This window comes from Streptomyces lasiicapitis (assembly GCF_014646335.1).
Lineage (GTDB): Bacteria > Actinomycetota > Actinomycetes > Streptomycetales > Streptomycetaceae > Streptomyces > Streptomyces lasiicapitis.
Map to the genome: position 1 here is coordinate 80,647 of NZ_BMNG01000009.1, position 22,496 is coordinate 103,142.

Here is a 22,496-nt window from a genome sequence, read left to right on the forward strand (position 1 = left end):
CCCCCCGCACCGCGCACACGAACGCCACGCACACGAACCTGGAGGCCGCATGACCGCCGAACGCCCCCGGCTCTCTCCGGGGCAGGCCGCGCTGCTCGCCCAGCGCCTGCGCGGCGGGCAGCGCGCCACCGCAGCCGGCGCCACCGGACCGGTCCTCGCGCCCCGCCCCCAAGGCGCGCCTGCCGAGCCGTCCTTCGCCCAGATGCGGCTCTGGTTCCTGGACCAGCTCCAGCCCGGCGCCATCGCCTACGTGATGCCCGACGCCACGTACCGGCTGCGCGGCCCCCTCGACGCCGACGCCCTCGCGACGGCCCTGCGTGCCGTCACCGCCCGGCACGCTGCGCTGCGCAGCCGCTTCGAGAACGCCGACGGGCAGCCGCGCATGGTGTTCGACGACGCCGACGAGACCCGGCTCGACGTCGTGGACGTCTCCGCCGCCCCCGATCCGTACGCGGCCGTGATGGCCTTCGTCCGCGAGGCCGCCCGCACGCCCATCGACCTCGACACCGGACCACTCCTGCGCACCACGCTGCTGCGGCTCGGCCCCGACGACCACGTGCTCCAGGTGACGGTGCACCACGTCGTCTTCGACGGCCTGTCCATCGGCGTGTTCGAGGCCGACCTCAGCACCGCCTACGACGCGGCCCGCACCGGCGCCACCCCGGCCTGGCCCGAACTGGCCGTGGACTACGCCGACTTCGCGGTGTGGCAGCGCGAGGCCCTCTCCGGCGAGGCGACCGCGGACGACGTCGCGTACTGGCGCGAGCGTCTCGCGGGCGCCCCGCCGGTGCTCGAACTGCCCGCCGACCGCCCCCGGCCGCCCGTGCCGTCCTACCGGGGCGGGACCGTGTCCTTCACCGTGCCGGCCGACGTCACCGACGCGCTGCGCGAGCTCTCCCGCAGCCGCCGCGCCACCCTGTTCATGACCACCCTCGCGGGCTACCAGGCGGTCCTCGGCCGCTACGCGCGCACCGACGACGTCGTGGTGGGCTGCCCCACCGCGGGCCGCAACAGGCCGGAGCTGGAGAACCTGATCGGGTTCTTCGTCAACTCGCTGCCGCTGCGCACCCGGATCGACCCGGACAAGTCCTTCGCCGACCTCGTCGACGCGGTGCGCGACACCACCCTGGACGCGTTCGCGCACGAGGAGCTGCCGTTCGACCGGATCGTGGAGGAGCTGGCCCCGCCGCGCGAGATCGGCCGCAACCCGATCGCCCAGACCTGGTTCGACCTGTTCACCCCGCGCGTCCGCCTCGAACTCGGCGGCACGACGGCCGAGAAGTTCACCGCGCGCTGGTACACCACCCGCTTCGACGTGGAACTGCACATGGTCGAGCACGCGGACGGCAGCCTGCGCGGCCATCTCGTGTACGCGGTCGACCTGTTCGACCGCGCCACCGCCGAGCGCCTCGCCGAGCACTACGTCACCTTCCTGACCGCCGTGGCACGCGAGCCGCGCCGCCCGCTCGGCGAAGCGGTCATGTCGCCGCCCGCCGAGCTGGACCTCCTCATCGACGGCTGGAACGACACCGCCGTCCCCGAGGCGGACCCCACGACCACGGTCGTCGACGTGTTCGAGAAGCAGGTCGCCCGCACCCCCGACGCGACGGCCCTGGTGTGGGGCGAGGAGGAACTCTCGTACTGGGAGCTCAACTCCCGTGCCAACCAGCTCGCCTGGCAGCTGAAGGACGCGGGCGTCGGCCCCGAGACGATGGTCGGCCTGCTGCTGCCCCGCGGCACGGAGCTCGTCGCCGCCCTGCTCGGCGTGCTCAAGGCCGGCGCGGCCTATCTGCCGCTCGACCCCCAGACCCCCCAGGAGCGCCTCGCGTTCATGCTCGGCGACGCCGGGGTCCGCCGGGCCGTCGTGGCCCCCGGCCTCGTCGACCGCCTCCCGGACGGCGTCACCGCGATCGAGCCGCCCGCACCGGACGGCCGCCCCCGCACCGATCCGCCGCGCGCGAACGCCGCCGACCACCTCGTGTACGTCATCTACACCTCGGGGTCCACGGGCCGCCCCAAGGGCGTGGCGATGACGCACCGCCCCCTGCTGAACATGGTGCGCTGGCAGCGCGACCGGGCCCGGGTCGCGGGCCCGACGCTGCAGTTCTCCGCCATCAACTTCGACATCTCGTTCCAGGAGCTGTTCTCCACCTGGATGGACGGCGCAACGGTCGTCCTGGTCACCGAGGAGGAGCGGCGCGACCCCGACCAACTGCTCGACACCATGCTGCGCACGGGCACCCGCCGCCTGTTCTGCCCGCCGATGGTCCTCGAACAGATCGCGCAGGCCGCGAGCGCGCGCGAGACCCTGCCGCCACTGGTCGACCTCCACGTGGCCGGCGAACAGCTCCACCTCACCCGCGAGCTCACCGACCTCCTCGACCGGCTGCCCGACGCCCGCCTCGACAACCAGTACGGCCCCACCGAGGCCCACGTCATCACCGCCCACCTCCTCACGGGCGACCCCCTGGACTGGCCCACGGACCCGCCGGTCGGCAGCCCCATCGCCAACACCCGCGTCTACCTCCTCGACGAGCGGATGCGTCCCGTACCCGCGGGCATCCCCGGCGAGCTGTACGTCGGCGGACACTGCCTGGCCCGCGGCTACCTCAACCGGCCCGACCTGACGGCCGACCGCTTCCTCCCCGACCCCTTCGCGACCACGCCGGGCGCGCGCCTCTACCGCACCGGCGACCTGGCCCGCCGCGACCACGACGGCGCGCTGCAGTTCCTCGGCCGTGCCGACGACCAGGTCAAGATCCGCGGCTACCGCATCGAACCGGGCGAGATCGCGGCACTCCTCGGGGAGCACCCCGATGTGGCGGAGGCGGCCGTCGTGCCGATCGAACTGGTCCGCGGCGACAAGCGCCTCGCCGCCTACGTGGCCCCGGTGGCAGGGGCCGAGGTGGACGCAGCCGCCCTGCGCTCCCACCTGGAGGGGCTGCTCCCCGAGTACATGGTGCCCAGCTATGTCGTCCCGCTGGCGAAACTGCCCCTGACCGGCCCCGGCAAGCTCGACCGCAAGGCCCTGCCGCTGCCGGACCGGGAGTCCGGCGTCGCGGAGAACTACGCCGCGCCCCGCGACGAGCGCGAGGCCGCCATGGCCCGGATCTGGGCCGAGGCGACGGGCCTGGAACGCGTCGGCGTGCACGACGACTTCTTCGACCTCGGCGGCCACTCGCTGCTCGCCACCCGCGTCACCGCCCGCGTGAGCAAGGTCTTCGGCGTCGACCTGCCACTGCGGGCGATCTTCAGCCACCGCACCGTCGCGCGGCTCACCGCCGCGCTCGGCGGCGCCGTCGCGTTCGCCCGCAGCGCCCCGACCCGCCGCCCCGCGGACGAGCGGCCCCAACTGTCCTTCGCGCAGAAGCGGTTGTGGTTCCTGGACCGGCTCCAGCCGCACTCGGTGGCGTACGTCATGCCGGACACCACGTACCGGATCCGCGGTCCGCTGGACATCCCGGCCCTGGAGCGGGCGCTGCGCGCGGTCGCCGAGCGGCACGCGGTGCTGCGCAGCCGCTACGAAAGCGATGATGCCGCCGACGGCACGCCCCGCATCGCCTTCATGGACAGCGCCGACCTCGTCGTGGAGCACCTCGACCTGAGCGGCACGGCCGAACCGCTGCGCGGCGCCCTGGAGTTCACGGAGCGCAGCGCCCACACCCCGTTCGACCTGGCCCGGGGGCCACTGATCCGGCCGACCGTGCTGCGGCTCGGCGAGGACGACCACGTCCTTCAGGTGACCGTGCACCACTCGGTCTTCGACGGCGTGTCCATCCAGCTCTTCGAGGAGGAACTCGCCCTGGCGTACCGGGCGGAGACGGCCGCGGACGCCCCGGCCCCCGCCCCGCTCCCCGTGGACTACGCCGACTTCGCGGCCTGGCAGCGGCGCACGCTCACCGACGAGGTGGCCGCCACGCACGCCGCGTACTGGCGGCAGAAGCTCGGCGGCGCACCGCCCACCCTGGAGCTGCCCACCGACCTGCCGCGCCCGCTGCAGCCGTCGTACCGCGCGGGCATCATCCGCTTCGACCTGCCCGAAGACGTCGTGGCCCGGCTGCGCGAGATCGCGGGCGCGCGCGAGGCCACGCTGTTCATGGTCACGGCCGCCGCGTACCAACTGCTGCTCGGCCGCTGGGCCGGAACCGACGACGTGGTGATCGGCTGCCCTGCCGCCGGACGCGACCGGCCCGAGCTGGAACGGCTGATCGGCCTCTTCGTCAACTCCCTTCCGCTGCGCACCGATCTGTCCGGCGCGCCCGCCTTCGGCGACCTGCTCGCGCGGGTCCGCGAGACGACGCTGGACGCGTTCGCCCACCAGGAGCTGCCGTTCGAGCGGCTCGTCGAGGAGCTGGCGCCGCCGCGCGACATCGGGCGCAACCCGATCGTGCAGGCCTGGTTCGACCTGTTCACACCGCACTGCCGGCTGAGCGTCGAGGGGACCGACACCCAGCGGATCGTCCCCGAGGGCGGCACCACCCGCTTCGACCTCGAACTGCGTCTGGCCGAGGAGGACGGCGGCGGCCTCACGGGTGAACTGGTCTACGCGACCGACCTGTTCGAGCGCTCCACCATGGAGGTGTTCGCCGAGCACTACGCCGCCCTCGTCGCCCGGGTCGCCGAGGCTCCCGACCGCCCGGCGGGCGAACTCGTCGCGGTCGCCCCCGCCGAGCGCCACCGCCTCCTGACCGACTTCAACGACAGCGCGCTGACCGACGTCGACCCGGCCGCCACCGTGGTCAGCCGGTTCGAGGACCAGGCCCGCCGCACACCCGACGCCCCCGCCCTGATCGCCGACGGCACCCGCTGGACGTACCGCGAACTCGACGAACGAGCCCAGCGGTTGGCCACCGCGCTCCGCGCGCGAGGCATCGGCGTGGAGTCCCGCGTCGCCGTGTGCCTGCCGCGCACGGCGGACCTGCCCCTCACCCTCCTCGCCGTCGCCAAGGCGGGCGCGGTCTGCGTCGCGCTCGACCCCGACCACCCGGCACAGCGGCTGCGGCTGCTCGCCGCGGACTCCGGGGCCGCGCTCGTCGTCTCCACCCGCGCGACGGATGTGCAGTGGCCGGTGCCCGTCTCGACGGTGGCCGACCTCGACGCGTCGGCGATCCCCGACACCCCGGTGGACGAAACCCACCACGCGGGCCCCGACAACGCCCTGTACGTCGTCTACACCTCCGGCTCGACCGGGCGCCCCAAGGGCGTCGTGATGGACCACGGGCCGACGGCGCGCCTCATGCACTGGGCCGCCGACCGCTACGCCCCCGCGCCCGTCGCGCTCCAGTACTTCCCGGTCACCTCGGACGTGTGCGCCTACGAGATGTGGTCGACCTGGTGGACCGGCGGCACGCTGGTGCTCGCCGACGAGCGCGACCGGTACGACGCCGCCCGGCTCGCCGCACTCGTCGAGACCCACAAGATCACCACCGTCCTGCTGCCCGGCACGGTCCTCGCCGAACTGGCCGCGCACCACCGCGAGCGCCTCGGCACCCTCACCGAGGCCGTCACCACCGGCGACCGCCTCGTCGTCACCGACGCCATCCGCGCCCTGGACGTCCGCCTCGACAACCAGTGGGGCTCCACCGAGGTCAACGTGGTCACCGCGGGCCGCCTCACCCCGCCGACGGACGACTGGCCCGCCCTTCCCGGCATCGGCGCGCCCGTCTCCGAGGCGCGGATCCACGTCCTCGACGACCGGCTGCGCCCCGTGCCCACGCGCGTTCCCGGTGATCTGTACGTCGCCGGGCCGCCGCTCGCCCGCGGCTACCTGGGACGCCCCGACCTCACCGCCGAGTTCTTCCTGCCCGACCCGTTCGCGGCCGAGCCGGGCGCCCGCATGTACCGGACGGGCGACCGGGGCCGGTGGCGCGCCGACGGCACCCTGGAGTTCCTCGGGCGCGCCGACTTCCAGCTGAAGGTGCACGGCTACCGGGTGGAACCCGGCGAGATCGAGACCGTCCTGGAGACCCACCCCGCGGTGTCCCGCGCCGCCGTCACCGCGCTCACCGACGGCCCCGAAACGCGACTCGTCGCCCACCTGGAGACCCCGGGCGTCGACACCGACGCGCTCCTGGACTGGCTGGGCGAGCGGCTGCCCGCGCACATGACACCGCAGGACTTCGTCGCCCTGCCGGTGCTCCCGACCACCGCCACCGGCAAGATCGACCGGGGCGCGCTGCCCCGGCCCGAGCCGGCCGCGACGGACGGCGCGCCGCGCCACGACGTCGACGAGCGGATCGCCGACGTGTGGGAAGAGGTCCTCGGCCACCGGGACTTCGGCATCCATGACGACTTCTTCGTCCTCGGCGGCCACTCGCTGCTCTGCGTCGACGTGCTGCACCGCGTCGGCCGGGTCTTCGGCGTCGAACTGCCGCTGCGCGTGATGTTCACGCACCGTACGGTGGCGCGGCTCGCCAACGCGGTGGCGGCTGAGCTTTCGGGGTCCGCCGAGGCTCCGGGGCCGGTCGACGGTTCGGACTCCGCCGGGCCCGCCGCGGATCGGGACGGCGGGCCGCGTGTGCCGTCGTTCGCCCAGCGCCGCCTGTGGTTCCTCGAACGGCTCCAACCGGGCCTGCCCGCCTACCTGGTGCCGTTCGCGTACCGGCTGCGCGGCCCCCTGGACGTCGACGCGCTGGGTCGCGCCTTCACCGGCGTACAGGACCGGCACGAGGCGCTGCGCGGCCGCTTCCACGAGGCGGACGGCGAACCGGTCGTCGTGCCGGGCCCCGCGACGCCCCTCGCCGTCGTCGGCCTCGACGACACCGCCGATCCGCTGCGGGCGGCCGAGGAGCACGTCGCCCGCGACGCGGTCACGCCGTTCGACATGACGGGTGGGGAGCTGATCCGCGGCACGCTGCTGCGCCTCGCGCCCGACGACCACGTCCTGACGGTGGTCGTGCACCACGCCGTGTTCGACGGCCTGTCCCGGAAGATCTTCGGCCGTGAGCTGACGGCCGCCTACCAGGGCCAGGACGTCCCCGAACCACCCCTCCAGTACGCCGACTTCGCCGCCCGCCAGCACGAGGAGCTCACCGACGCGGCGTACGCCGAGCACACCGCCCACTGGCGCAAGGCCCTGGCCGACGCTCCGGCGGCCCTGGAACTTCCCGTGGCCCGCCCGCGCCCGCCCGTGCCGTCCTACCGGGGCTCCGTGGTCGAGTTCGCCGTGGACGGCGACACCGCGCGCGGCCTGCGCGAGCTGGCCAAGTCGCGCGGGGCGACGCCGTTCATGACGGGCCTCGCCGCCTTCCAGGTCCTCCTCGGCCGCTCGGCCGGCGTCGACGACGTGGTGGTCGGCAGCCCCGTGGCCGGCCGGCACCGGCCCGGCCTCGACCGGCTCATCGGGTTCTTCGTGAACCTGCTGCCGCTGCGCGCCGACCTGTCGGACGACCCGCGCTTCGACCAGCTCCTGGACCGCGTACGCGAGGACACTCTGGAGGCGTTCGTCCACCAGGACCTGCCCTTCGAGCAGCTCGTGGAGGAACTCGCGCCGCCCCGCGACCTCGGCCGCAACCCGGTCGTCCAGGTGTGCTTCCAGCTCTTCGACGCGGACTCGCTCGACGAGTTCGCGCCCCCCGGCCTGGACGTGGCGCCGTTCGACAGCATCGGCGCCGTCACCCGGTTCGACCTCGAAATGCACCTGACGGCACGCGCGGACGGCACCTTCGCCGGTGAACTCGTCTACGCCACCGATCTGTTCGGCGAGGCGGACATGCGGCGCCTCGCCGCGCACTACACGACCCTGCTCGACGCGGTCGTGCGCACACCCGACGCGCCGGTCCGGTCGCTGCCGATGACGGGGGACGCCGAGCGTGAACTCGTCGTACACACACTGAATCGGCCGCGCACGCAGGACCGTACAGACGCCTTGGGCCCGACCGTCGCCGAGGCCTTCGCGCGGCAGGCCGCCCGCACCCCGGACGCCCCCGCCCTGGTGCACGGCGCCGAGCAGTTGACGTACACGCAGCTCGACGACCGCGCCGAGCGAGTCGCCCGACTGCTCATGCCGCACGGTCCGGAAGCCGTGGTGGCCGTGCTGCTGCCCCGGGGTGCGGAACTGGTCGGCGCGCTGCTCGGCGTACTCAAGGCCGGTGCCGCCTATCTGCCGGTGGACCCGAACCTGCCCGCCGAGCGCATCGCGTTCCTCCTCGCCGACGCCGGGGCGGTGACCGTGCTCACGGTGCCCGAGCTCGCGGACCTGGTGCCGGGGGAGTGGCGTACGACGCTGCTGCGGCCGGAGGGACCCGGGACGCTCCCGGAGCCCGACGGACCGGCGACGCCTCCTTCGTACGAAGCGACCTCTTCGTACGAGGCGACGTCGGCGTACGAGGCGCCCCCCGCCCACCGGACGACCGGAGCCAACGCGGCCTACGTCCTCTACACCTCCGGCTCCACCGGCCACCCCAAGGGCGTCACCGTCACCCACGCCTCGCTGCTCAACCTCGTCCGGTGGCACCTCGACACCTACGGCCTGGGGCCGGGCGACGTGGTCAGCCAGGTCGCGAGCCCGTCCTTCGACGCGGCGGGCTGGGAGATCTGGCCGACGCTGCTTTCCGGGGCGTGCCTGGACGTGCCGGACGACGAGACGGTGGGCTCGCCTGCGGCCCTCGTCGACCACTTCGCCCGCGCGGGCACGACGATCGCCTTCGCCCCGACACCGCTCGCCGAAGCCGTCCTCGACCTGCCGTCGGCGGGGAACACCGCCCTGCGCGCCCTGCTGACCGGCGGCGACGTGCTGCGCCCCCGCCCGTCCGCCGGAGCGGGACCCGCCGTGGTCAACCACTACGGGCCCACCGAGAACGCGGTCGTGGCGACGGCGACCGGGCCGCTCACCGCGCCCTGGGAGCTGCCGCCCATCGGCCCGCCCATCGCCGGGGTCACGGCGTACGTGCTGGACGAGGCGCTGCGCCCGGCGGGCGTCGGGGTGCCGGGCGAGCTGTATCTCGGGGGCGCCGGAGTGGCCCGGGGCTACGTCGGCAATCCGGCCCTCACCGCCGCGCGCTTCGTGCCGGACCCGTTCGGCGGGGAGCCGGGCGCCCGGATGTACCGCACCGGCGACCTGGCGCTGTGGCTGGAGGAGGGCGGCCTTCGCTTCCTGGGCCGCGCCGACGACCAGATCGCGATTCGCGGTTACCGCGTGGAGCCCGGCGAGATCGAGGCCGCGCTGCTCACCCACCCCCGGGTCGGCAGGGCCGCCGTGGCTGCCGCGCAGTCGCCGAACGGCCGCCAACTCGTGGGCTATGTCGTCACGTTGGGGGAGGCGCCCACGCCGGGCGAACTCCGTTCCCACCTGGCTGCCGTGCTGCCCCGGCACATGATCCCGTCGGCGTTCGTGTTCCTCGCGGCGCTTCCGCTCACGTCCAGCGACAAGGTCGACCGGCGGGCGCTGCCCGCGCCGGAGTGGACCGGCGGCGAGACGGTCTCGCCCCGCACCGCCACCGAGGAGGCGGTCGCCGAGATCTGGGACGAGGTTCTCGGAGCCGGAAACGGAGACGGCGCCGGAAACGGCGACGGCGGCAGTGATGGCAGCGGCGGCGTCGGCGTCCACGACGACTTCTTCGACCTGGGCGGCCACTCCCTGCTCGCCACCCAGGTCATCACCCGCATCGACGAGGCCTTCGCCGTACGACTGCCGCTGCGGGCCCTGTTCGAGCACCGTACCGTCGCCGAACTCGCCGCCGTGGTCGAGGAGGCCGTACGCGCGGAGATCGACGCCATGGCGGACGAGGAGGTCGCCGAGGAACTGCGGTGAGGCGAGGAGCCGCGGTCCCACCAGGCGCCGCGGCCAGGAGAGGCACTGCGGTCGGGGTCCGATCGGCCAGACCGTCCGCTGTCCGGAACCGGGGGAAATGATGGAGACGAAACTCGCGGCCGCGCGGCCGCGCTACACCGTGCCGTACGCACGCGTCGGCAGCGTGCTGGACGAGAGCGACGTCGAGGCCGTACGCGAACTGCTGCTCTCGGGGGCCACCCTGTCCGCGGGGCCGGTCCGGGAGCGGTTCGAGGAGGAGTTCGCCGCGCTCATAGGCGTACGGCACGCGCTGTCGGTGACCAGCGGGACGGTCGCCCTCGAACTGGCGATCCGCCTCCTCGACCTGGAGCCCGGCGACGAGGTGATCACCACCCCGCAGACGTACCAGGCCACCATCCAGCCGCTGCTCGACCACGACGTGCGGGTGCGGTTCGCCGACGTCGACCCGGCGACGGCGAACATCGACCCGCGGCGCGTCGCCGAACTGATCACTCCCCGCACCAGGGCGATCGTTCTGGTGCACTACGGCGGTCTGCCCGCCGACATGGACGCGCTGATGCGCCTCGCCCGCGCGCACGACCTGATCGTCGTGGAGGACGCCGCGCACGCCCTCGGCAGCGTCGTGAACGGCCGCCGACCCGGCGCCCTCGGCCACATCGGCTGCTTCAGCTTCCACACCAGCAAGAACATCACCACCCTCGGCGAGGGCGGGATGATCACCACGGACCGCGACGACTGGGCGGAGCGGCTGCGCAGGGTGCGCGGCAACGAGTCCGACATGGTCCTGACGGACCGGCACGGCGGCTTCGCCGGCGCGAGCGGCCCGCCCACCGGCGCGCTCTACCCCGGCGTGGCGTACACCCACGACTGCCACAGCTTCCGGCGCTCCGGCACCAACGCGGCCATGAGCGAGGCCGCCGCGGCCATGGGCCTGGTGCAGTTGGGGAAGCTGCCCGGCCTGGTCGCGCGCCGACAGGCCGTCGCGGCGCGGCTTACGGCGGAGCTGGCCGAGTTCGAGGCCGTGCGCCTCCCGGTCGTGCCGGCCGGAGTCGAGCACGCCCAGCACCTGTACACCTTCTCCGTCGACTCCGAGCGCGTCGACCGGGACGAACTGGTCCGCTGCCTCCACGCCGAGGGCGTCGAGACGTATCTGCGCTACTTCCCGCTGCACCTCCTGCCGGAGTGGCGGGCCCGCGGCCACGGCCTCGGCGACTGCCCGGCGGCCGAACGCGCCTGGTTCCAGGAGCACATGAACCTGCCCTGCGGCCCCTGGCTGACCGACGACCAGGTCGAACTCCTCGCCACCGCGGTGAACCGCGCCCTCGTCAAGGCCACCCGTGACTGACCCGGCGAAGCCGTAGGCGACGCACGAAAGCCGCCCCACCCCCGAAGGGACCGCCATGCCACCACGAGACACCCTCTCCCTGCTCCCACGACCACCCCGCTCCGGCGCCCGCCGCAAGCCCCTGCTCTGCCTGCCGTACGCGGGCGGCGGCAGCCGGTCGTACGACAGCTGGCAGCACCTGCTGCCGCAGGCCGTGGACGCGCAGACCCTGCGGCTTCCCGGCCGCGAGAGCCGCATCGCCGACCCGGTGCCGCACGACCCCCGGGTCCTCGCCACCGAGATCGCCGACGAACTCGGCCCCCATCTCGACGGCCCCTTCGCCCTGTTCGGGCACAGCCTGGGCGCCGTCATGTCGTACGAGATCGCCCTGCGGCTGCGCGACCGCTTCGGCCTCACGCCTGCCTGCGTGGTCGTCTCCGGCAGCCGGCCGCCGCACCTGCTCGTCACGGGCCGCCAGTACTCGGCGATGGACGACGCCACCCTGCGCTCGGCGCTCGACACCATGGGCGGCACCGACCCCGAGGTCCTCGCCGACCAGGAGCTGTGGCACCTCGTCGAGCCGACCATCCGCGCCGACCTGATCATGAGCGACAGCTACACCCACCGCCCGGCACCACCGCTGTCCTGCCCCCTGATCGCCTACGGGTCCAAGGAGGACATCGACCTGGACCGCGAGTCCCTGGACGCGTGGCGGGCGTACACCACCGGGCCGTTCGCCGCCCGGATCTTCCCCGGCGACCACTTCTACTTCCGCCGTTGGCCCGAGGGGTTCGTGATGGATCTGATCAACCGGCTGTACGAGCACCTCGTGGAGGTGGACCAGTGACGACCGCGCCCGTACGCACCCCGCTGGCCGAGCGCCTCGCGGCCGAACTCGGCACCGACTTCGGGCCGTTCTTCGGCACGCCCTGCGGCATCCTCGCCCCGCTCTACCGCTCGCTCGAGGAAGAGGCGGGACTCCTCACCGTCGCGCGCGAGGACAACGCCGTCGGCGTGGCGGCGGGCGCCGCGCTCGCCGGGCGCGCCCCGGTCGTGCTGATGCAGAACTCCGGCCTTGCGCAGTCGGTCAACGCCCTGGCCTCGCTCGTCGTGCCGTACGCGATCCCGATGCTGCTCGTCGTGAGCCTGCGCGGCGTCGATCCCGACCCGACCCCGGAGAACACCGTGATGGGCCGCCTCACCGAACCCCTCCTCGACTCGCTCGGCATCGAGTCCACGACGCTGACCGACCCGCTCGACCTGGACCGGGCACGGCACCTCGTCCACGGGGAACGCCGGGCCGCGGCCCTGCTGGTCCCGCCGACCGCGTTCGGGTGGAGCGCATGAACAAGACCCAAGCCGTTGCCGCGGTTCTCGCGGCCACCACCACCGAGCCGATCGTCTGCACCACCGGCTACGCCTGCCGCATCGCGCGACACCTGGACGACCGGCCGAGCCACTTCTACATGACCGGCTCGATGGGCCTCGCCTCCTCCATCGGCATCGGCGTCGCGCGCGAGACGGGCCGTACGACCGTCGTCGTCGACGGGGACGGCAGCCTCCTGATGAACCCCGTCGGCCTGATCACGGCGGGCGCACTGCCCACCCTGCCGCTGGCGCACATCGTCCTCGACGACGGCTGCTACGCCTCCACCGGCGGGCAGACCGTGCCCTCCCGCGGCGCCGACCTGTGCGCCCTCGCCCTGGCGTCGGGCTACGCGCGGGCCGAGGAGACCGACGACGCGGAGCGGTTCGCCGAACTCGTGCGCGCGGCGGTCGCCGACTGCACCGCGCCGGTGCTCGTCCTCGCCCGGCTCACCTCGGCCGATCCGCCCGTGCCGGGCCGGGTCGAGGGGGACCTGGCGGAGCACGCCCGCCGCTTCGGCCACAGCCTTGCGGGGAAGGGCTGAGTGATCGTCGTAACATCGCGTACGTTCCCGAGGCGGTGGTCCGACGGACCGTCACCCACCGCACCAGGGCAGCGAGTTGATGGCCACGCCCGTGCGAAAGGCAGGAGATCGGAATGAGTTGGGGCGTGGGACGGGTCCTGCGTGACCGGAACGCCGCGTTCTACATCGGCGGCGTGGTGGTCTCCGGCTTCGGCAGCTCGGCGATGGCCCTCGCGGGCGGCGTCTGGGCCAAGTCGCTGACGGGGTCGGACAGTCTGGCCGCGCTCACGACGTTCTGCGTGTGGGCGCCGATGCTGCTCGGCCCGCTCATCGGCACCATCGCCGACCGGGTCCGCAGCAAGCCACTGCTCATCTGGTCGAACCTGTCGATGGCCGCCCTGCTGCCCGCCCTCGTCCTCGTCGACTCCGAGGACCGGATCTGGCTGCTCTTCGCCGTCCTGATCGTGTACGGCATCACCATCGTGCTGATGGACGCGGCCGAGGCCGTGCTGGTCGCCGCCGCCGTGCCCGAGGAACTGCGCGGCGACTTCAACGGGCTGCGCCTGACCGCGAACGAGGGCATGAAACTCCTCGCCCCGCTGCTCGGGGCGGGCCTGTTCATCCAGTTCGGCGGGCAGAGCGTCGCGCTCCTCAACGCGGTCACGTTCGCCCTCGCCGCCGCCGCGTTCACGCTGCTGCGCGTGTCCGAGCCCCGTCCCGCGCGCGCCGACCGGCAGCCGTGGACCGCCCAGGTCTCCGAGGGTGTCCGCTTCCTGCGCACGCACCCCGTCCTGTGGCGCCTGGTCGTGGCGGGCGCCGTCACGATGGGGATGGCGGGCGTCAACGGCGCGGCTCTGTACGCCATCGTCGACTCCGGCCTGCACCGCGCGCCCGCCTTCGCCGGCATGCTCTACACCGTGCAGGGCGCGGGTTCCGTGCTGAGCGGGCTGTTCGCGGGCGCCCTGCTGCGCCGCATGCCGGAGCGCGTCTTCACCGCCGCCGGGATCCTGCTGTTCGCCGTCGGCGTCGCGCTGCGCGCCGTGCCCTCCACGCCGGTCGTCCTGGTCGCGAGCGCGATGATCGGCGCGGGCCTGCCGTGTGTGCTGATCGCCGCGATGACCGCCGTCCAGCGGGAGACCCCCGGCGAACTCATGGGCCGCGTCGCGGCCACCGCCAACACCCTGCTCCTCGCCCCCAACCCCGTCTTCCTCGCCCTCGGCGCGGGCCTGCTCCCGTTCGTCGACCACCGGGTGCTGATCGTCACGGCGGGGGTGGTGGCCGCCGGGTCGGGGGTCGTGCTGCTCGGGGGAGGGGCGCGGAAGCGGGGTGCGCCGACGGAGGGGGAGGCGGACGTGGAGGCCGGGGAGGCGGAGGCGGAGGCAGAGGCTGGAGAGACAGCGGAGGCAGACACAGAGGCCGGGGGGACAGGGACGGAACGTACGCCCGGCTCCCCGTCCACCACCGCCAAGTGATCCCTCTTTCGCCACCATGATCCCGAGTTGGCGGGTCTACGCCGTCCGCGTCGAACAGGCGGCGCTCGGCGGTCCACCGCCCTACGCTCGCTCGCATGCTGCCTCGCCGGATGTCGCGCATGCTCATGGTCCTCGCCCTGGCGCTCACCGCCGCCCTGCTCGGGACGGTCGAGGGTGGTGCGAGGACGGCGCGGGCCGAGAGCGGCGGGCCGCACCCCGGCAGGCAGCTGCTGTTCTTCAACCACGCCTACGGGGTGCTCGACCGCGAGACCGCCGACGCCGTCGAACACTCCACGTACCTGCGGAAGTTCGCCAACTTCCAGGTCCGCACCACGACCGGCTCCGACGGCCGCACCTGGACCGGCCGCTACCTGCTGGGCCGCGAGACCTACATCGAGCTGTTCGGGGTCGGCGACGTGCCCGACAGCCCGCTCGGCGACACCGGCATGGGCGTCTCGACCGAGCGCATCGGCGACCTGGCGACGGCACGCGAGCGGCTGCGGGACGAGGGCGTCACCGACCCGGTCGACTTCAGCCAGACCCGCGACTTCGGCGACGGCGTCCCGGTGCCGTGGTACGACGGCTTCCTCACCTTCGACGCGTACGACTCCTTCGGGGCCTGGTCGATGGAGTACCGGCAGGAGTACTTCGCCGACCCGCGCAGCAACACGGAGCCGGCCGCGTACCCCGGTGACGTCGGCCGCGAGCGCTACCTGCCCGACACCTACCGCGAGCGCCGGATGCGCGACGTGACCTCGATCCACCTCGCGACCTCCGCACGCGACGTGGGCAACACCGTGCCGCTGCTGCGGGCCGGCGGATTCCACGTCCGGTCCCTGGCGGACGGAGGCGCCGTCGCCAAGCGCGGCGGCACCACGATCCGGCTCGACGCCGTCGCGAGCGACGAGGCGGGCCTGCGGCAGGTCACGTTCTCGCTCAACCGGCCCGTGGCACACCGGCACGAGGAGAGGATCGGCCGCTCGACGCTCGTCGTGGGCCCGGGGGCCGGCGCCGTGTGGACCTTCGGCGAAGGAGCCGCGGATTGAGAAGCCGAAGCGTCGGTGGACGGCTCACGACGGGCGGTTGAAAGATCAAAGTCGAGTGGGGTTAGCATATGAGCGCCGCCTAGCTCGAAAGATACGCCTGTGACTGTCAACGACGACTCGTTCACCGACTGGAAGAACCGCGAGGAGATCGCGGAATCGATGATCCCGATCATCGGGAAGCTGCACCGCGAGCGGGACGTGACGATCCTGCTGCACAGCCGCTCCTTGGTGAACAAGTCGGTGGTCAGCATCCTCAAGACCCACCGATTCGCCCGCCAGATAGCCGGCGAGGAGCTCTCGGTCGCCGAGACCCTGCCGTTCCTGCGGGCGCTCACCGAGCTCGACCTCGGCCCCTCGCAGATCGACATCGGCATGCTCGCCGCGACGTACCGGGCCGACGGCCAGGGTCTGTCGGTGGCGGAGTTCACCGCCCGTGCCGTCGCAGGGGCCACCGGCGCCAACAAGATCGAGTGCCGCGAGGGCCGCGACGTCGTCCTCTACGGCTTCGGCCGCATCGGCCGCCTCGTCGCCCGCCTGCTCATCGAGAAGGCCGGTTCCGGCAACGGTCTGCGGCTGCGTGCCGTCGTCGTCCGCAGGGGTGGCGAGCAGGACATCGTGAAGCGGGCCTCGCTGCTGCGCCGCGACTCGATCCACGGCCAGTTCCAGGGCACGATCACCGTCGACGAGGCGAACAGCACGATCATCGCCAACGGCAACGAGATCAAGGTGATCTACGCGAGCGACCCGTCGGAGGTCGACTACACGGCGTACGGCATCAAGGACGCCATCCTCATCGACAACACCGGCAAGTGGCGCGACCGCGAGGGCCTGTCGCAGCACCTGCGCCCCGGCATCGACAAGGTCGTCCTGACCGCGCCGGGCAAGGGCGACGTCCCGAACATCGTGCACGGCGTCAACCACGACATGATCAAGCCGGACGAGCGGATCCTGTCCTGCGCCTCCTGCACCACCAACGCGATCGTCCCGCCGCTGAAGGCGATGGCGGACGAGTACGGCGTGCTGCGCGGGCACGTGGAGACCGTCCACTCGTTCACCAACGACCAGAACCTCCTGGACAACTACCACAAGGCCGACCGCCGCGGCCGGTCCGCGCCGCTCAACATGGTCATCACCGAGACCGGTGCCGCCTCCGCCGTCGCCAAGGCGCTGCCGGACCTCAAGGCGCCCATCACCGGCAGCTCCATCCGCGTCCCCGTCCCGGACGTCTCGATCGCGATCCTCAGCCTGCGGCTCGGCCGCGAGGCCACGCGCGACGAGGTCCTCGACCACCTCCGCGACGTCTCGCTGACCTCGCCGCTGCGCCGCCAGATCGACTTCACCAGCGCTCCCGACGCGGTCTCCAACGACTTCATCGGCTCGCGGCACGCCTCGATCATCGACGCGGGCGCCACCAAGGTCGACGGCGACAGCGCGATCCTCTACCTCTGGTACGACAACGAGTTCGGCTACTCGTGCCAGGTCATCCGGGTCGTGCAGCACGTCTCCGGGGTGGAGTACCCGACGTACCCCGCCGTGGGGGTCTGAGCCCGCGACATCGCCAGACCCGACTCACGTCGGACGACGGACCCCGACTGCCGACGGCAGCCGGGGTCCGGTTGCGTCCGGGGCCGGGCTCAGGCCTTGTGGATCTTCCAGTCGGCGACGTTCGAGCTGCGGTTGAAGTACGCGTTGGTGCACAGGTCGAGCTTGCCGCCCTGGACGGGGCTCTGGTTGTTGGTCTCCAGGAAGCCGCCGTTGTCGCCGTAGGTGTTCCACACGTGGACCACGTCACCGATCCTGACGTTCTGGTCGGCGGGCGCGGAGGTCTGGGCGAAGATCCGCCAGCGGCCGGTGCCCGTGGCACGGTCCTTGGCCTGGGACGTGGACACGTCGTACTTGGCGCCCGCGGTCTTCTGTACGTCGCTGGCGTGGCCGTTGGTGTCGAGGTAGCCGCCGTCGCCGCCGTAGAGGTTGCGCAGGTGGATCAGGTCGCCGCTCAAGACGGGCTGCCCGGAGGCCTTGCCGGAGGCGGAGAGGATCTCCCAGGTGCCGGTGCCCTTGCCGCGGGTGGGGGTGTCGGCGGTCGCCACGTTGTACTTGCCGCCGCTGGCGGAGCTGTGGCCGATGGTGTCGAGGTAGCCGCCCTGCCAGCCGTTGTAGCCGTTCTGCAGGTGGATCTGATCGCCGTACTTGAGCTCGTTCGCCATGGGACTTCCCCTCAGTGGACGACGCTGCACGCACCTCCCCGCCGGGCAGGCCGTCGGCCAGCTCCCGGTGAGGGCGACAGACATCCTGGCAATACGGGCCGCATCCGACAGTCACTTCACAAACATGGCCAAAACTCGCTCAGCTCACTTTGAGCCACGAAGCGGGTATTCCGTCTCGCGCCTTCAGGCCTCCAGTCTTAGGTCTCGGGCCTTCCAGCTTTCATTCTGATCCCATTTGCCTAAAGCATTTAGGTAGATGCATAATCACTTCTGTCGAAGAGGAGGAGCGTCATGGCGCGCGCAGGAGTGACCCCGGAACGTCTGACCCGGGCCGGGGCGGAGCTGGCCGACGAGGTCGGCTTCGAGCAGGTGACCGTCTCGGAGCTGGCCCGGCGGTTCGACGTGAAGGTCGCGAGCCTCTACTCGCACGTGAAGAGCTCCCACGACCTCAAGACCCGCATCGCCCTGCTCGCCCTGGAGGAACTCGCCGACCGGGGCGCCGCGGCCCTCGCAGGGCGGGCGGGCAAGGACGCCCTCGCCGCGTTCGCCGACGTCTACCGCGACTACGCCCTGGAACACCCCGGCCGCTACACCGCGGCCCGCTACCGCCTCGACCCGGAGGCGGCGGCCGCCAGCGCGGGCGCCAGGCACGCCCAGATGATGCGGGCGATCCTGCGGGGCTACGACCTGACGGAGCCCGACGACACGCACGCGGTCCGACTCCTCGGCAGCGTCTTCCACGGCTACGTCAGCCTGGAGGCGGCCGGATCCTTCAGCCACAGCGCGCCCGACCCGCGGGAATCCTGGACCCGGATCGTGGACGCCCTCGACGCCCTGCTGCGGAACTGGCCCGCGGCCTGAACCCGGCCCCGCCACCACACGCGGCGACGCGCGGGCGCAGCCACGTACGCCTCCGCACCACCCACACCCACACCTCGATCAACAGGCTGAGACACCATGCCCACGCACCCCTGGACCACCACGCCCATCACCGCGGAGCTGCTGCGCGGCGCCCTCGACCTGGAGCGCACCGCGCACGGCGTGCTGCCGCACCGGCTGCCCGCCCGCGCCCGCGCCCAGTGCGCCGACCCGCAGCTCGCCATGGTGGAGTCGCAGCCCGCCGGTGTCCGCCTCGTCTTCCGTACGCGGGCGACCGCCGTGGAACTGGACGCGCTGCCCACCAAGCGCGTCTACGTAGGCGCCCCGCCGCGCCCCGAGGGCGTGTACGACCTCGTCGTCGACGGCCGCCTGACCGAACAGGCAAGCCTGAGCGGCGGCAACACGCTGACCATCGACATGACCGCAGGGACCGCCGAGCACGAGCCCGGACCGGTCGGCACCCTGCGCTTCAGCGGTCTGCCGGACCGCGTGAAGGACGTCGAGATATGGCTGCCGTACAACGAGACCACCGAGATCGTCGCCCTGCGCACCGACGCCCCCGTCGAGCCGGTGCCCGACCGGGGCCGCAAGGTGTGGCTGCACCACGGCAGTTCGATCAGCCACGGCACCGACGCCGCGAGCCCCACCACGACCTGGCCGGTGCTCGCCGCGTCCCGCGGCGGCGTGGACCTGATCAACCTGGGGTTCGGCGGCAGCGCCCTGCTCGACCCGTTCACGGCCCGCGCCATGCGTGACACCCCCGCGGACCTGATCAGCGTCAAGTTGGGCATCAACCTCGTCAACACCGACCTGATGCGCCTGCGTGCCTTCACCCCGGCCGTCCACGGCTTCCTCGACACCATCCGCGACGGCCACCCGACCACCCCGCTCCTGGTCGTCTCGCCCATCCTGTGCCCGATCCACGAGGACACCCCCGGCCCCAGCGCCCCGGACCTCACGTCCCTCAGCGCCGGACGGCTCCGCTTCCGGGCCGCCGGCGACCCGGCGGAACGCGCGAGCGGAAAGCTGACCCTGACCGTGATCCGCGACGAACTCGCCCGCATCGTGCGGCAACGCGCGGCCGAGGACCCGAACCTGCACCACCTCGACGGCCGCGAGCTGTACGGCGAGTCCGACTCCGCCGAACTGCCCCTGCCCGACGAACTCCACCCGGACGCGGCCACCCACCGCCGCATGGGCGAACGCTTCGCGGAACGCGCCTTCGCGGCCGACGGGGTCTTTCGTTCCTGACCGATTCAGTGCCATGGCGGACCGCCCGCGTGAAGTGCCCCGGCAGCGCGTGGCACCGGCGCCAGCGTGAGTGGGTCGTACCAAGGCGATCCGCACGCAGTGCCAAGGCGCGCGGATCGCGGGTCGGTGGATTCAGGGGCGGGGTGGGGCGTGGAGTGGTCCGAGCCGTCGCGGACCGTACGGGTAGGCGTCGCCAGGATGGACGGCCACGTCACCATCCGCGTGGCCGGTGAGCTGGACATCGCCTCCGTGCCGGTCCTGGCCCACGAACTGCACCGCGCCGTGGCGCGCCCCGCGGGCCGCACACTGCTGGACCTGAGCCGGGTCACGTTCTGCGGGACCGTGGGCGTGGACCTGCTCCTTGACGCCCGTCTGCGGGCCGCTGCCGCGGGTGGCAGCCTGGCGGTGGAGCGGGCTCACAGCTCGGTGCTGCGCCCGCTGCGGAGTTGCGGCGACCTGGACGGCCTGCGCATCGCTCAGGAACTGTCGACGGTGCCGCTGTCGGCGAACGAGCGGCGCCTGCGGCTGTCCGTCCTTTCGGCGGCGCTGTCGGCGGCGGTCGAGATAGCCGGGGCGCCGATGGGCAACGCCCAGTGGTACGACCCGGCGGGCGGCGTGCTGCGGATCGTGTCCCAACGCGGCTTCCACCACCCGTTCCTGACCTTCTTCGGGACGGTGGCCGACCGGGACACCGCGTGCGGGGTGGCCGCGCAGGACCGCAAACCGATCCTCGTCGAGGAGGTGACCGCGAGCCCGGTCTTCCTCGGCACCCCGGCCCTTGACGTGCTGGGTGAGGCGGGCGTCGGCGCGTGCGCCTCGGTACCGGTCTCCGCCGGGGACGGCACGCTGATCGGCGTGGTGTCCACCCACCACGCGCAGGCGACGCAGTGGACGGACGAGCGGCAGCGAGCCCTGGAAGGACTCACCCACGCCGCCGATCACCTCTGCTGACAGCGGCGACCGGTGCCCCCACGGGCGCGCCCTGCCCGCAGTTCGCGTGCTGTCAATACCGACCACCCCACGATCCGGAAGCCGGACAGCCGCATGGTCCCGTGGCGCGGGCGCTCCTAGCGTCGTAGGCAACACACAGTCGCGTTCGACACGAGGAGCACCATGCGCGTCCCGTCCACGGTCACCGTCGGCCTCGGTCTGGCCGGACTACTCACCGCCGCAGTGCCTGCCGTCGCCACGCCTCAGCAGACGGGCGGCCGGGACGCGGCGGCGACTCAGCGGCAACGGCTCGTCTGGGGGCCATGTTCGGAGGCGCAGACCGAGCTGAGGGCCGCGGGCGCGGAGTGCGCCAAGGTGGCCGTCCCGCTGGACTACGCCGATCCCGGCGGGCGGACCATCCGGATCGCGGTGTCGAGGATCAAGGCGAAGGACCCGGCGGAGCGGCGCGGGATCCTGCTGTCCAACCCCGGAGGGCCCGGCGGCGCCGGCCTCGCCAACACCCTCGCCCTGCGACCGGCGTTGAAGGATGTCGCGAAGCACTACGACCTGATCGGGTTCGACCCGCGGTTCCTCGGCGAGAGCAGTCCGGTGCGCTGCGCCCCCGCCGGCGCCCCGCAGCAGCCCGGGGCCGTCACCACGCCGCGCAAGGACTTCGACGCGTCCGTCCGGTCGGCGCGCGACACGGCACGGCGCTGCCAGGAGCACGGGGACAACGCCGAGTTGCTGCCGCACGCCTCGACGCGGAACGTGGCCCGTGACATGGACGCCATCAGGGCCGCCCTCGGCGAGCGCCGGATCTCGTACTACGGCGTCTCCTACGGCGCCGACCTGGGCGCCGTCTACACCCAGTTGTTCCCGCGCCGCGCCGACCGCGTGGTCATCGACTCCTCCACCGACCCGGCCGCCACCCAGTACGAACTGTTCCAGCGGGCGGGCGGCCCGCTGGAGGAGGGCCTCGACGAGTGGGCCGGGTGGACCGCCCGGCACCACGACCGGTACCGGCTCGGCCGGACCGGCGGCCAAGTGCGGGCGCACGTACAGAAGTTGCTCGACGGCGCCGAACGGCGGCCGGTGGCGGTCGGCGGGCTGCGGCTCAACGCGCCCGTGCTGCGGCTGATTCTGCGTCAGCTCGTCCAGCACCAGGAGAGCGACGCCGGCCTCGCCGCCGTGGTGCGGGACCTGGTCGACGCCGCGGCCGGTGAACTCACCGAGCCAGGCCCAGAGTTGACCTCGTTCCTCCAACTCCTCAACTCGCCGGACCTGGCGGACAGCATGGTCGGCGGCGCGCTGTTCATGTGCGGCGACGGCGGCTGGCCCGCCGGAGGCTGGCCGAAGGACCCCGAGACGTACTGGCGCAACAGCGTCCACAGCCGCGCCACCCAGCCGGTCTTCGGCCCCTTCGTCAATGGCATGATCGCCCCCTGCGCGTTCTGGAAGACCGAGCCGCGCGAGCCGGGCGTCGACATCCGCAACGACGTACCCGTGCTGATGCTCCAGGCCCGCCGCGACAACAACGTCCCGTACGAAGGAGCCCTGGCCCTGCACCGCAGGCTCACCGGATCGCGCCTGGTGACGGCGGACATCCGCTCGCACGGCGTGTACGGGCGGGACCTCGACGGCCACCGGCCCGTCCCCTGCGCCGACGACGCCGTCAACGACTACCTCCGCGACGGCACGCTGCCGAAGCGCGATGTCACCTGCGCGGACGCGGGGACCGCCCGATGAG

At 73.0% G+C, this 22,496-nt stretch carries 13 protein-coding genes; 12 read left to right on the top strand and 1 reads right to left on the bottom strand.

Annotation, left to right across the window (positions count from 1 at the left end):
* The first annotated feature begins 49 nt into the window (after positions 1–49).
* The 8 genes from IEY91_RS20815 to IEY91_RS20850 all read left to right on the top strand — a co-directional run bounded on the left by IEY91_RS20815 (position 50) and on the right by IEY91_RS20850 (position 17,027).
* Positions 50–9,751 (top strand): non-ribosomal peptide synthetase, encoded by a 9,702-nt coding sequence (locus IEY91_RS20815; protein ID WP_189175182.1) that lies wholly within the window; start codon positions 50–52, stop codon positions 9,749–9,751.
* Between the two features lie 97 nt (positions 9,752–9,848).
* The gene (locus tag IEY91_RS20820) at positions 9,849–11,096 is read left to right on the top strand and encodes a DegT/DnrJ/EryC1/StrS family aminotransferase (RefSeq protein ID WP_229697119.1); all 1,248 of its coding nucleotides are present in this window, start codon (positions 9,849–9,851) and stop codon (positions 11,094–11,096) included.
* A gap of 55 nt (positions 11,097–11,151) precedes the next feature.
* Positions 11,152–11,922, top strand: coding sequence for a thioesterase II family protein (locus tag IEY91_RS20825; RefSeq protein ID WP_189175183.1), 771 nt, complete (start codon positions 11,152–11,154; stop codon positions 11,920–11,922).
* On the top strand, positions 11,919–12,422 hold the full coding sequence (locus tag IEY91_RS20830; protein ID WP_164317798.1) for a thiamine pyrophosphate-binding protein: 504 nt from the start codon (positions 11,919–11,921) through the stop codon (positions 12,420–12,422). Before IEY91_RS20825 ends, IEY91_RS20830 begins: the two co-directional genes overlap by 4 nt.
* The gene (locus tag IEY91_RS20835) at positions 12,419–12,985 is read left to right on the top strand and encodes a thiamine pyrophosphate-dependent enzyme (protein ID WP_164317796.1); all 567 of its coding nucleotides are present in this window, start codon (positions 12,419–12,421) and stop codon (positions 12,983–12,985) included. Before IEY91_RS20830 ends, IEY91_RS20835 begins: the two co-directional genes overlap by 4 nt.
* 113 nt (positions 12,986–13,098) lie before the next feature.
* Positions 13,099–14,436 carry an MFS transporter gene (locus IEY91_RS20840; RefSeq protein ID WP_189175184.1) on the top strand — a complete coding sequence of 446 codons (1,338 nt, stop codon included), beginning with the start codon at positions 13,099–13,101 and terminating at the stop codon, positions 14,434–14,436.
* A gap of 119 nt (positions 14,437–14,555) precedes the next feature.
* Entirely contained in the window at positions 14,556–15,482 is a 927-nt protein-coding gene (locus tag IEY91_RS20845) for a DUF5829 family protein (protein WP_189175318.1), read from the top strand.
* A gap of 99 nt (positions 15,483–15,581) precedes the next feature.
* A complete protein-coding gene (locus IEY91_RS20850; RefSeq protein ID WP_189175185.1) occupies positions 15,582–17,027 on the top strand; it encodes a glyceraldehyde-3-phosphate dehydrogenase in 1,446 nt (481 codons plus the stop codon).
* An 89-nt stretch (positions 17,028–17,116) separates the two neighbouring features.
* Here the strand turns inward: IEY91_RS20850 and IEY91_RS20855 are convergent, their stop codons facing one another.
* On the bottom strand, positions 17,117–17,689 hold the full coding sequence (locus tag IEY91_RS20855) for a hypothetical protein (protein ID WP_164317790.1): 573 nt from the start codon (positions 17,687–17,689) through the stop codon (positions 17,117–17,119).
* 291 nt (positions 17,690–17,980) lie between these two features.
* Here IEY91_RS20855 and IEY91_RS20860 point away from each other — a divergent pair, with 291 nt between their 5' ends.
* The 4 genes from IEY91_RS20860 to IEY91_RS20875 all read left to right on the top strand — a co-directional run bounded on the left by IEY91_RS20860 (position 17,981) and on the right by IEY91_RS20875 (position 22,495).
* Complete coding sequence (locus tag IEY91_RS20860; RefSeq protein ID WP_189175186.1) at positions 17,981–18,550, top strand: TetR/AcrR family transcriptional regulator; 570 nt, start codon at positions 17,981–17,983, stop codon at positions 18,548–18,550.
* A 96-nt stretch (positions 18,551–18,646) separates the two neighbouring features.
* A complete protein-coding gene (locus IEY91_RS20865; RefSeq protein WP_189175187.1) occupies positions 18,647–19,819 on the top strand; it encodes a GDSL-type esterase/lipase family protein in 1,173 nt (390 codons plus the stop codon).
* A gap of 198 nt (positions 19,820–20,017) precedes the next feature.
* Complete coding sequence (locus IEY91_RS20870) at positions 20,018–20,770, top strand: STAS domain-containing protein (RefSeq protein WP_189175188.1); 753 nt, start codon at positions 20,018–20,020, stop codon at positions 20,768–20,770.
* A 162-nt stretch (positions 20,771–20,932) separates the two neighbouring features.
* Positions 20,933–22,495, top strand: coding sequence for an alpha/beta hydrolase (locus tag IEY91_RS20875; protein WP_189175189.1), 1,563 nt, complete (start codon positions 20,933–20,935; stop codon positions 22,493–22,495).
* Position 22,496 lies beyond the last annotated feature (1 nt).

Bases quoted from the DNA above. Each gene is read 5' to 3' on its own strand.
- IEY91_RS20835 (WP_164317796.1), top strand. From the start codon at position 12,419: ATGAACAAGACCCAAGCCGTTGCCGCGGTTCTCGCGGCCACCACCACC.
- IEY91_RS20865 (WP_189175187.1), top strand. From the start codon at position 18,647: ATGCCCACGCACCCCTGGACCACCACGCCCATCACCGCGGAGCTGCTG.
- IEY91_RS20825 (WP_189175183.1), top strand. From the start codon at position 11,152: ATGCCACCACGAGACACCCTCTCCCTGCTCCCACGACCACCCCGCTCC.
- IEY91_RS20840 (WP_189175184.1), top strand. From the start codon at position 13,099: ATGAGTTGGGGCGTGGGACGGGTCCTGCGTGACCGGAACGCCGCGTTC.
- IEY91_RS20875 (WP_189175189.1), top strand. From the start codon at position 20,933: ATGCGCGTCCCGTCCACGGTCACCGTCGGCCTCGGTCTGGCCGGACTA.
- IEY91_RS20845 (WP_189175318.1), top strand. From the start codon at position 14,556: ATGCTCATGGTCCTCGCCCTGGCGCTCACCGCCGCCCTGCTCGGGACG.
- IEY91_RS20855 (WP_164317790.1), bottom strand. From the start codon at position 17,689: ATGGCGAACGAGCTCAAGTACGGCGATCAGATCCACCTGCAGAACGGC.
- IEY91_RS20815 (WP_189175182.1), top strand. From the start codon at position 50: ATGACCGCCGAACGCCCCCGGCTCTCTCCGGGGCAGGCCGCGCTGCTC.
- IEY91_RS20860 (WP_189175186.1), top strand. From the start codon at position 17,981: ATGGCGCGCGCAGGAGTGACCCCGGAACGTCTGACCCGGGCCGGGGCG.
- IEY91_RS20870 (WP_189175188.1), top strand. From the start codon at position 20,018: ATGGACGGCCACGTCACCATCCGCGTGGCCGGTGAGCTGGACATCGCC.
- IEY91_RS20820 (WP_229697119.1), top strand. From the start codon at position 9,849: ATGATGGAGACGAAACTCGCGGCCGCGCGGCCGCGCTACACCGTGCCG.